Below are 10492 nucleotides of genomic sequence, written 5' to 3' on the forward strand. Positions count from 1 at the left end.
TGACGTTTCAATCTTCGGTTTCCGCCTCGGCGCTGGCCAGCAGCCGGCTTTCCTCGGCATAGGCGCGGGCGATGGCGGCGCGAAAGCCTTCGTGCTCGAACCAGTGCGCCGAATGCGCCAGCGCCGCATCGAAGCCGCGCAGGCGCTTGTGGCCGCCCTGCACGCCGGCGTCGAAACGCTGCAGGCCCTCGCGCAGGCAGAGCTCGATGCCCTGGTAGTAGCAAAGCTCGAAATGCAGCAGGTCGAAGCGCGCGGCGGCGCCCCAGTGGCGGCCGTAGAGCGTGTCGCCGTCGACAAAGAAAAACGCCATGGCCACCAGCTCGCCGTCCAGCTCGGCAAGACAGAAGCGCATCTCGTCCGGAAACGCCTGCGCCCAGGCTTGCAGGCAGGCCTGGTTGAAGTAAGGTGCCTGGCCGCGCACCTCGTAGGTGTTGGCATAGAGGGCGTAAAGCTGCGGCCAGCGTTCGGGCGCGATCTCGCCGGCATGACGCCAGTGGATCGTGAAGTCCGCCACCTGCCGGCGCTCGCGCCGGATGTTCTTGCGCGGCTTGCTGGAAAGGCCGGCGAGAAAGTCCTCGAAGCTGCCGTAGCCGCGCGCCTGCCAGAGATAGCGGCGCTGGTCGCGACGCAGCCAGCCCTGCCCTTGCAGCAGCTGCAGCTCGGCCTCGGGCAGATACAGCACATGCGCGCTGGAGCAGCCCAGGCTGCGCGTCTGCTCGCGCAGCGCGCTGGCCAGCTGCAGGCGGGTATCTTCCTGCGGCGCGATCAGGCGCGGTCCCGGCACTGGTGTGAAGGGCACGGCGCAGACCAGCTTGGGGTAATAGCGCAGACCGTACTGGCGGTAGGCACGCGCGAGTTCGAAATCGAACACGAACTCGCCCCAGGAATGGCTTTTCTCGTAGCACAGCGCGCGGCCCTGCTCGAGCTGGATGTGACGCGGCGTCCAGCCCAGCGGCGGGCTCACGCAGCCGCAGTCTTCCAGCGCGGCGATGTAGCGCGGATCGGTGAACAGCGCGCCGGCGGGTGTGGAATCGGGCATGAATGCTGAACGGTCGGTGTCGCGACAGGCGCGGCAGGCACAGGTTATCGTGGGCGCAGCACACACGCACAGCGAGCGAGGGAATGGCCATGGCCGGTTTGTTTGGCAGCAGTCTGAAAATCAGTCCGCGTGAATTTCCCGAGGCGCAGTACGACCCGCCGTCCGAAAAACCCGGCCCGGCGCTGGCGGTGCTGGCCGGCGGCTGCTTCTGGTGCGTGGAGGCGGTGTACCGCGAGCTGCAGGGCGTGGAGAAGGTGGTATCGGGCTATGCCGGCGGCGATGCCGCGACCGCCGATTACAAGACCGTCTGCACCGGCCGCACCGCGCACGCCGAAGTGATCCAGATCCAGTACGACCCGCAGCGGCTGCGCTTTGGCCAGCTGCTGCGGATTTTCTTCTCGGTGGCGCACGATCCCACGCAGCTCAATCGCCAGGGCAATGATGTGGGCACGCAGTACCGTTCGGCGATCTTCTATGCCCATGCACTGCAGAAGGAAGTGGCCGAGCGCTACATCGCCCAGCTCGATGCCGCCGGCGTGTTTTCTGCGCCCATCGTCACGCGCCTGGAGCCTTTGCAGGAATTCTTCCAGGCCGAGGACTACCACCAGAACTACGCGGCCCTGCACCCGGACCAGCCCTACATCGCCGCCGTGGCCCTGCCCAAGGTGGAGAAGCTGCGGGCGTATTTTGGCGAGCAGCTGAAGGCCTGAGAGGTGCGCCGAAGCGGCGTAAGCCCCAGTCATGCCCGCTTGCGCGGGCATGACTGGCTGCGCCCGGGCTCAGCTCTCAAGCCTCACGCAGGCTGCCGATATCAATCACGAAGCGATACTTCACATCGTTGCGCAGCATGCGCTCGTAGGCTTGGTTGATCTGCTGAATCCTGATCAGCTCGATGTCGGAGACGATGCCGTGCTCGGCGCAGAAGTCGAGCATCTCCTGGGTTTCGGCGATGCCGCCGATCATGGAGCCGGACAGCTGGCGGCGCTGGAAGACCAGATGCTGGAACTGCAGCATCGGGGGCTGGTCGGGAATGCCGAGCAGGACCATGGTGCCTTCGCGCTTGAGCGTGGCCAGATAAGCATTGATGTCATGCGCCGCCGAGACTGTGTCGAGCACGAAGTCCAGGCTCTTGCGCACGCGCTTCATCTCCTCGGGCTTGCTGGAAATCACCACCTCGCTGGCCCCGAGCCGACGCGCATCCTCGGCCTTGCTCGCCGAAGTGGTGAACAGCACCACTTGCGCGCCCATCGCCCGCGCCAGCTTCACGCCCATATGCCCCAGGCCGCCCAGGCCCACCACGCCCACGCGCTGGCCGGCCTTGATGTTCCAATGGCGCAGCGGTGAATAGGTGGTGATGCCGGCGCAGAGCAGGGGCGCCGCGCCGGCCGGGTCCAGGGATTCCGGCACTTTCAGCACGTAGTGCTGGTCGACGACGATGCGCGTGGAATAGCCGCCATAGGTCGGCGTCTTGCCGTCGTATTCCAGGGCGTTGTAAGTGCCCACGCCGCCACGCTCGCAGTACTGCTCCAGGCCCTCGCGGCAGCAGTCACAGCGCCGGCAGGAATCCACCAGGCAGCCCACGCCCACCAGATCATGGTCACGAAACCTGCTGACCTTGGCGCCCACCGCGCTGACGCGGCCGACGATCTCGTGACCGGGCACCATCGGAAAGATGCCCTTGCCGCCCCAGTCGCCGCGCACCTGATGCAGGTCCGAGTGGCAGACGCCGCAGTAGAGAATCTCGATCTGCACATCCTCGGGACCCGGCGCGCGGCGTTGCAGCGAGAAGGGGGTCAGCGGCGCCTTGGCGGCGTCGGCAGCATAGGCCTGAGTGAGTGACATGGTGGACTCCAGCGGCGAAGGTCTGCCGCCATCATGCCAAATCCGTCCGCTAGACCACTGCGCCCGCCGCCTGCGCGCAGGCCCAGGCCCACTGGAAATTGAAACCGCCGAGATGGCCGGTGACGTCCATCACCTCGCCGATGAAATACAGGTTCTCGACGCGTTTGGAGACCATGGTGCTGGAAGACAGCTCGTGGGTGTCCACGCCGCCCAGGGTGACCTCGGCAGTGCGATAGCCCTCGCTGCCGCTGGCGATGATCGGCCAGGCCTGCAGCTGCGCGGCCAGTTCGCGCAGTTCGCGCTCGCGATACTGGCGCAGCGGCTTGCTGCCGAGCTTGAGCGCGCAGAGCGTCTGCGCCAGACGCGAGGGCAGCACGCCGGACAGCACCGTGCGCAGCTCGGCCAGCGGATGCGCGGCCTGCTGTGCCTGCAAGAATTCCAGGGCGTCCTGCTGCGGCAGCCAGTCGATCAGCAGCTCGTCCCTGGGCTGCCAGTACGAGGAAATCTGCAGCACGGCCGGGCCGCTGATGCCGCGATGCGTGAACAGCAGCCCGCCCTCGAAGCTGCGCGCGCCGCAGCGGACCGCTGCGGCTGTGCTCAGGCCCGCGAGCGGCGCGTAATGTTCCAGGTGCGTGCCGCTCAAGGTCAGCGGCACCAGGCCGGCGCGCGTCGGCAACACCGTATGTCCGAACTGGCGTGCCAGCTGATAACCGAAACCGCTGGCGCCCATGCTGGGAATCGACAGGCCGCCGCTGGCAATCACCAGGGAATCGGCCTCGATGCGGCCCAGCGTGGTATCGAGCACAAAGCCGGCGCCCTGCTGCGACACGCTCTGCACGCTGCAGTTGACCTCAATGCGCACGCTGCCCAGCGCGCACTCATCCAGCAGCAGGCGCACGATCTGCTTGGAGGACTCGTCGCAGAACAGCTGGCCGCGTTCCTTCTCGTGCCAGGCGATCCCGTGACGATCGACCAGGGCGATGAAGTCGGCGGGCTGGTAGCGCGCCAGCGCCGATTTGCAGAAATGCGGATTGGCGCAGAGGTAGTGGGCGGGCGTGGTGTGCAGATTGGTGAAATTGCAGCGTCCGCCGCCGGACATCAGGATTTTCTTGCCGACGCGATTGGCGTGTTCGATGACCAATACGCGGCGCCCGCGTTGTCCGGCGACGGCGGCGCACATCAGGCCGGCGGCACCGCCGCCGATGATCACGACTTCGTAATGCATGGCTTTCTTTGCGCGCTCCCGTCGCGGCCAGGCCTGCGCCTGCACACACGCGTCTGCAGGCGCGCGGGCTTAGGCCCGCGCCACCTGCGTTTCAGAAGCGCTTCTTGTGCTTGTGCGGCGGCTTGCCGGCACCGGGCGGCGTCTTCTTGTGCAGCGGCTTGCCGGCGCGCGGCGCGGCGGCTGGCGGCGGCTGGAAGCTGCCATCGGCATTGATGCGGCTGATGCGCAGCTGGCGGCCGCAGACCCAGACCTTCTGCAGATCGCGGAAGATGTCCTTGGGCATGCCTTCCGGCAGATCGACGAGGCTGTAGTCCTCGTGGATGTCGACGCGGCCGATGTACTCGCTGTCCAGGCCGGCTTCGTTGGCGATGGCGCCGACGATATTGCCGGGCTTGACCTTGTGGGCCAGGCCGACCTCGATGCGATAGGTCTCGAAGCCTTCCTCGGCCTTGGCGGCCTTGCGCGGCGGCCGTGGCGGACGGCTGTCCTGCGGCATTTCCGGCGCGGCTTCCTGACGCGGCGGCGGCGCGTAGCGCGCAGGGCCGGCGGCGGCATCGGCCTGCGTGAAGCGCGGCGATGGCGTGGCGGCCTTGAAGGGATTCATCACGGGTGCGGCTGGCGCGCTGGCCGGACGCGCCTCATGGCGTCGGGCCGAGGGCGCATCCTGCGTGCCTTGCGCGCGCGGTGCATCGGCCAGCAGCAGCGGCTTGTCGCCCTGCAGCAGGCGCGCCAGGGCGGCGGCGATCTGCGCGGGTTCCACGTCCTGCTCGGCCTGTACCGCTTCCACCAGCTCGCGATACGGCTGCAGATCGTCGCGCGCCAGGGCATCGATGATCTTCTGCTTGAAAGCATCCAGGCGCCGGCGATTGACGGCGCTGGCGGAGGGCAGCTCCATGGGCGTGACGCTCTGGCGCGTGACGCGCTCGATCACGCGCAGCAGATGCCGCTCGCGCGGCGCCACGAACAGGATCGCCTCACCGGCGCGGCCGGCGCGGCCAGTGCGACCGATGCGGTGCACATAGGATTCCGGATCGGTGGGGATGTCGTAGTTGATGACGTGGCCGATGCGTTCCACGTCCAGGCCGCGCGCGGCGATATCGGTGGCGACCACGATGTCGATCTGACGGTTCTTCAGCCGCGCGATCACCCGCTCGCGCGCCTTCTGCTCCAGGTCGCCATTGAGCGCGGCGGCGGCAAAGCCGCGCACCTCCAGCTTCTCCGCCACTTCCACGGTTTCGGCCTTGGTGCGCACGAACACGATCATGCCGTCGAAGGGCTCGGCTTCCAGGATGCGGGTCAGGGCGTCGAGCTTGTGCAGGCCCGCCACCAGCCAGTAGCGCTGGCGGATTTTCGCCACGGTGGCGGTGGTGGAGGCGATCTGCACTTCCACCGGCGCGCGCAGATAGGTCTGGGCGATGCGGCGGATGGGCGGCGGCATGGTGGCGGAGAACAGCGCCACCTGACGCTTCTCCGGCGTGGCCTTGATGATCTCCTCGATGTCCTCGATGAAGCCCATCTTCAGCATCTCGTCGGCCTCGTCCAGCACCAGATAGCGCAGGCCTTCCAGATTCAGGGTGCCGCGCCGCAGATGGTCGAGCACGCGCCCGGGCGTGCCGACGATCACCTGCGCGCCGCGGCGCAGCGCCGCCAGCTGCGGCCCGTAGGCCTGGCCGCCATAGATCGCCAGCGCGTGCACGCCGTGCAGCTGCGAGGCGTAGCGGCTGAAAGCCTCGGCGACCTGGATCGCCAGCTCGCGGGTCGGCGCCAGCACCAGGGCTTGCGGATGGCCCTGACGCGGATCGATGCGCGAGAGGATGGGCAGGGCGAAGGCGGCGGTCTTGCCGGTGCCGGTCTGCGCCTGGCCGATCACATCGCGGCCGGCGAGCAGCAGCGGGATGGTCTGCGCCTGGATCGGCGAGGGGTTTTCGTAACCCACGGCTTCCAGTGCGGCGAGTACCGCCGGATGCAGGTCGAGTTCGCGGAAAGTAGGGGTTTTGCTGGCCTGGGACGTCGGCATATCGAGGAGAGTGGCCGTGACCGGCGCTTGCGAAAAAGAGCGGAATTGTACCCGCTTTACGGTACACCCATGGGCAGCGGACCGATCAGCGGTGTCACCAGATGCTGCGATCCGGCAGCAGTCCGCGCAACTCCGCCTCGCTCAAGTCCCGCCATTTGCCCACGGCCAGCGCGCCCAGTTCGATGTTGATGATGCGCACCCGCTGCAGGCGGCGGACCTTGTAGCCGAACACGGCGCACATGCGCCGGATCTGCCGGTTGAGGCCCTGGGTGAGCACGATGCGGAAGGTATTGGGGCCCACTTTCCAGGCGCGGCAGGGCTTGGTGCGCACCTCCAGCTCCGGCAGGTGCACGCCGGCACTCATGCCGCTGATGAAGCCCGGCGTCAGCGGCCGGTCCACCGTCACCACGTATTCCTTCTCGTGATTGTGCTCGGAGCGCAGGATCTCGTTGACGATATCGCCGTTGCTGGTGAGCAGAATCAGACCGTCGGATTCCTTGTCCAGACGCCCGATGGGAAAGATGCGCTCGCGGTGGCCGACGAAGTCCACGATATTGCCGCGCACATGCCGTTCCGTGGTGCAGGTGATGCCCACCGGCTTGTTGAGCGCGATGTAGACGCGTCGCGTCTGATGCTCGGCCTCGCGCATGCGGCCCTGCACCGGCTTGCCGTCGACGCAGACCTGATCCTGCTCGCCGACCTGCTGGCCCAGCTCCACCGGCTTGCCGTTGATCGTGACGCGCCCGGCGGCGATGAGCGCATCGGCCTCGCGGCGCGAGCACAGGCCGGTTTCGCTGATGTATTTGTTGAGGCGCAAAAAAATACAAATCTGTGTTGAGGGCGATCATCATAATGTGCTTCAGCTTTCTGATGAAATAACAGGCACAAAAGACATCAGCCGTGCCTTCGTTCACATCTATTGTCATGCCTTCAGTCCAAACTCAAGGGGCACTGAAATTTCTATAAAGATATCGAGAGTTGGGTGATGACGATAACGGGCGACGCCATTGAAAAGACGGTGGGTCCGGCATGCGAATGGGAAGGGCCTATTGGGGATATTTCGCGCCAAGGCCGGCGCGCAACCTCTTCGTCATACGATAAGAAAGAAGGAGGCCAGACTCCGATTACGGTTTTGCTCTTTGAAGAGCATCGCCTGCTTCGTATGGGCATAAAGCATCTTCTTGAGAATGATGCACACATAAAAATTGTCGAAGGGTCTCAAATCGGAGAAGCCGTGGAAAAAGCGCATGCCTATAGGCCTGATGTTATATTGCTGACAATACATGTCCATCGATCTTCAACCTATGCCGATATGGACGCGCTTTTGGATGCATCGCCAAGAAGCGGCATTCTGGCAATTCTACCGATGCACGCGGACTCCGATTTGATTCACCACATCCGCAATCAAATTAAAGGCGCCCTGGGCGCTGAATCATCCGTGGACGATCTCGGGGCCGCAATCCGGCGCATTAACAGGGGCTACTATCACATCGCTCCTGAAGTGGCGCACCACTTCATCGGTGCTAAGAATAGAGGCGGAAGTTCTCCTTTTGGACTACTTTCAAGGAGGGAAATGGAAGCAACACTGTTGATAGCCGAAGGAAACAGTTCGTCCGAGATCGCGGCCCGAATGGGAATTTCGCCAAGAACGCTTGGAACATTCCGGCATCGGCTTTTCAGGAAGCTAGGAATCAAGACGGACGCGGAGCTTGTGCATTTGGTTCTAAAGCAGCATCTGCGGCAGCGCGAAGTCCATAACGGGCCGGTTTTTACATAGCGCCAAGCGTGACACAGATACATTTTGTCGAGATTTGTGCATATCTCTGCACGATGCATTGTCGTCATCAGCACGAAGGAGAGCCGAGCGCCCCTACAGATTTACGGCAATGATTTTTGCATCCTCACAGTGCAGCATTCTGCTGCAAAACTTGGGGAGTCGCCAATGAAACGCTCAGCTTCTGAAGAGTCCAGTGCCTGTGAGATGCGCCATAGACAGCGTGGTCAAGGCATGACGGAATACATCATTATTGTGGCCTTGATTGCGGTGTCGGCGATCGCTACGTACCGATACTTTGGCAAAACTGTGAGGACGCAAACGGCAGGCATCGCTCAAGAGGTGGCCGGCCAATCTGCTAAGACTGCAGAAACCCAGGCTAAAACTGCGGCAACCAGTGCTCAAACAGAAGCTACAAAGGATAAGGGCCTGGATTCGTACGAAAGCAAATGATCAATCGTAACGTTCGCGGCGAGCCATGTCTCTTAGATGCAGGAGATTAAGTCCTCGTGAAAGACGGGCCGTTGCGGGTCAAAAAAAACAGCATGGACAAGCGCTTATATATGGGCTATTTGTCCTGGCGTGCGGGGTGGCCGCGCTGTTCTTCTTGTTCAACGTCGGACAGCTAATCAGCGAAAAGACAAAGCTTGTCAATACAGCCGATGCTGTAGCTTATTCAGCTGGAGTAATGCAGGCGCGAGCACTCAATTACCTGGCCTACACGAATCGGGCAATCGTCGCTAACGAGGTGGCGATTGCCCAGGTTGTAAGTCTGTCGTCGTGGGCGAGATATGTGGACGATCACGGCCGCAATACGGCTACTCTGAATTGCAGTGACCCAAGGTTTTCGTACCCGACCGGAAAAGGCTTCGTCAAGTACTCGCCCCTATGTTCAGTTTTGTTCCAGGAATACAGAGGCGGGCTTACGGCGCAGCAGCGTGACGCAATGAAAGTTGCAGGGGAGACGCTTGTCCGATTCGCGGAGATAGCGAAGACCGCCCTATCTGCGGCGCAAGACTTCGTACAGGCGGATTTGGCCCTGGGGCGTCCTGATGTGCTCCAGGAGGTGGCAGGCGCCAACTATCAGGATGACGGGGACATCAAGGTGGACGCCATTCCACTACGCGATGAGTATGCACTCTTCGACGGAAAGCCTTTTGTCTCCCGCTATAGCGGAAAGGATCGAAAGCGACTTGCTCAGGTCGTTTCGGACTCCGCAGGCCGCGACGAATTTGTGCGGTCTCGACACTGGCGGGACAACGCAATCCTGCCCTCGGAGTGCCTGGCCATGGGGCGCCTGAATTTCGACTATGTGGACCGTGTTGGCTCAACCCAGTTGTCTGGATATGACGACTGGTCGGCATCGGACCATGTGGCTCTTAGCGAGCACCATGTCCGCTTCAGTAAATTTGGAGTCCCCCGATGCCGGACGTCGAGCAGGGACATTGGCAATGGAAAACAAAGAGCCAGCGAATGGGGATACTCCGGGCTATCGAGTTTTTACGATCTATCGGATAAGGCACTGGCATATTCGCCCAGCAACGCCGACCCCAAAAAACGTGATCCGAAACCTAAATTCGTGGCACGGATAACACGTGCAAAAGATCAGACCATGACATCGGAAGCGCGATCTCAGGTCTCCAAGACAACAGTCCTGAATGCTTATGAAGCAAAACCTGCCAAAGATCTATATGCCGCTGTGTCCGGTTCGGAAGTGTATTTCGACCGGCCTCGCAAGCGGGCAGATGGGAAAACTGAAAGTGCCAGCCTGTTCAATCCCTACTGGCAGGTGCGACTCATCGACGTGAAGGCGGAGGCCTTAGCGGCGTGGACCCTGCAGGGTGAGACCCCATGACGAAGCCCCTAAAAGCTGGACTTATGTGCGTCGCACTGGTTCTCTCCGGACTGGCAGGTGCCGAAACAGATGCCGAAAGGCAGATTCTGCAGAAGCCGATGCCGCATCAAGGCCTCTCTGGAGGGAAAACCGTTCTGGTTCATTGGAGCCAGACGCGATTCTCCATGTACTCTAAAGAACGCAATGACGCGACAATCCGGGAATACCAAGGGTATATACGAGAATGCCTGGCATCATCCGGCGATTTGCAGAAGCTTGGCTTTTCCATTCAACCGCCGAAGCAGTGGCCGGACTATCTGAATGCCGGCCGGGAAGATCGCTACGTTACATCAAACTATGCCATCGCTTACCGATACGGATGGGGTTATGGCTTTGATAGTGTGCACTGTGGATTAATAGAGGTCCGACGTCCCCCCGATTTTGAGTAGCACTGGCATTTGGAGTCCAATCCCATGAACAAGGAGATTGGACGTGAAGAAGCGATTTACCGAAGAGCAGATCATCGGGTTTCTGAAGCAGGCGGAAGCTGGCATGGCAATCAAGGAGCTGTGCCGCAGGCACGGCTTTTCCGAGGCGAGCTTCTATCTGTGGCGGAGCAAGTTCGGCGGCATGGACGTGTCGGACGCCAAGCGGCTGAAGGCATTAGAGCTGGAAAACGGCCGGCTGAAACGACTGCTGGCTGAGGCGATGCTGGAGAACGAGGCGACCAAGGAAGCCTTGCGAAAAAAGTGGTGACCGCA

Annotated in this window: 10 protein-coding genes and 1 pseudogene; 6 read left to right on the forward strand and 5 right to left on the reverse strand. The window is 62.5% G+C overall.

What is annotated here, in order from left to right; translation table 11 throughout:
* Positions 1-7: 7 nt before the first annotated feature.
* Positions 8-1039, reverse strand: a complete 1032-nt coding sequence (locus BMY12_RS15675) for a GNAT family N-acetyltransferase (RefSeq protein WP_093288275.1) — start codon at positions 1037-1039, stop codon at positions 8-10.
* A gap of 89 nt (positions 1040-1128) precedes the next feature.
* Between BMY12_RS15675 and msrA the strand changes: the two genes are divergently transcribed.
* Positions 1129-1749 carry a peptide-methionine (S)-S-oxide reductase MsrA gene (gene msrA / locus BMY12_RS15680; protein ID WP_093288360.1) on the forward strand — a complete coding sequence of 207 codons (621 nt, stop codon included), beginning with the start codon at positions 1129-1131 and terminating at the stop codon, positions 1747-1749.
* A gap of 76 nt (positions 1750-1825) precedes the next feature.
* Here msrA and BMY12_RS15685 read toward each other — a convergent pair whose 3' ends face one another.
* The 4 genes from BMY12_RS15685 to BMY12_RS15700 form a co-directional block, all read right to left on the reverse strand.
* Entirely contained in the window at positions 1826-2881 is a 1056-nt protein-coding gene (locus BMY12_RS15685) for an NAD(P)-dependent alcohol dehydrogenase (protein ID WP_093288279.1), read from the reverse strand.
* 49 nt (positions 2882-2930) lie between these two features.
* The gene (locus tag BMY12_RS15690; RefSeq protein WP_093288364.1) at positions 2931-4106 is read right to left on the reverse strand and encodes a BaiN/RdsA family NAD(P)/FAD-dependent oxidoreductase; all 1176 of its coding nucleotides are present in this window, start codon (positions 4104-4106) and stop codon (positions 2931-2933) included.
* Between the two features lie 91 nt (positions 4107-4197).
* A complete protein-coding gene (locus BMY12_RS15695; RefSeq protein ID WP_093288283.1) occupies positions 4198-6123 on the reverse strand; it encodes a DEAD/DEAH box helicase in 1926 nt (641 codons plus the stop codon).
* Between the two features lie 94 nt (positions 6124-6217).
* On the reverse strand, positions 6218-6940 hold the full coding sequence (locus tag BMY12_RS15700; RefSeq protein WP_093288288.1) for a pseudouridine synthase: 723 nt from the start codon (positions 6938-6940) through the stop codon (positions 6218-6220).
* A 168-nt stretch (positions 6941-7108) separates the two neighbouring features.
* Between BMY12_RS15700 and BMY12_RS15705 the strand changes: the two genes are divergently transcribed.
* The 5 genes and pseudogenes from BMY12_RS15705 to BMY12_RS15720 all read left to right on the forward strand — a co-directional run.
* Positions 7109-7900: a LuxR C-terminal-related transcriptional regulator gene (locus BMY12_RS15705; protein ID WP_093288291.1), complete on the forward strand. Its 792-nt coding sequence runs from the start codon at positions 7109-7111 to the stop codon at positions 7898-7900.
* Between the two features lie 165 nt (positions 7901-8065).
* Positions 8066-8350, forward strand: a complete 285-nt coding sequence (locus BMY12_RS15710) for a Flp family type IVb pilin (RefSeq protein ID WP_218140225.1) — start codon at positions 8066-8068, stop codon at positions 8348-8350.
* A gap of 136 nt (positions 8351-8486) precedes the next feature.
* On the forward strand, positions 8487-9752 hold the full coding sequence (locus tag BMY12_RS15715) for a hypothetical protein (protein WP_245732566.1): 1266 nt from the start codon (positions 8487-8489) through the stop codon (positions 9750-9752).
* Complete coding sequence (locus BMY12_RS20050) at positions 9749-10180, forward strand: hypothetical protein (protein ID WP_143068977.1); 432 nt, start codon at positions 9749-9751, stop codon at positions 10178-10180. Before BMY12_RS15715 ends, BMY12_RS20050 begins: the two co-directional genes overlap by 4 nt.
* A 43-nt stretch (positions 10181-10223) precedes the next feature.
* Positions 10224-10481, forward strand: a pseudogene (locus BMY12_RS15720) (transposase); the annotation flags it as partial.
* Between the last annotated feature and the right edge of the window lie 11 nt (positions 10482-10492).

This window comes from Solimonas aquatica (assembly GCF_900111015.1).
GTDB lineage: Bacteria > Pseudomonadota > Gammaproteobacteria > Nevskiales > Nevskiaceae > Solimonas > Solimonas aquatica.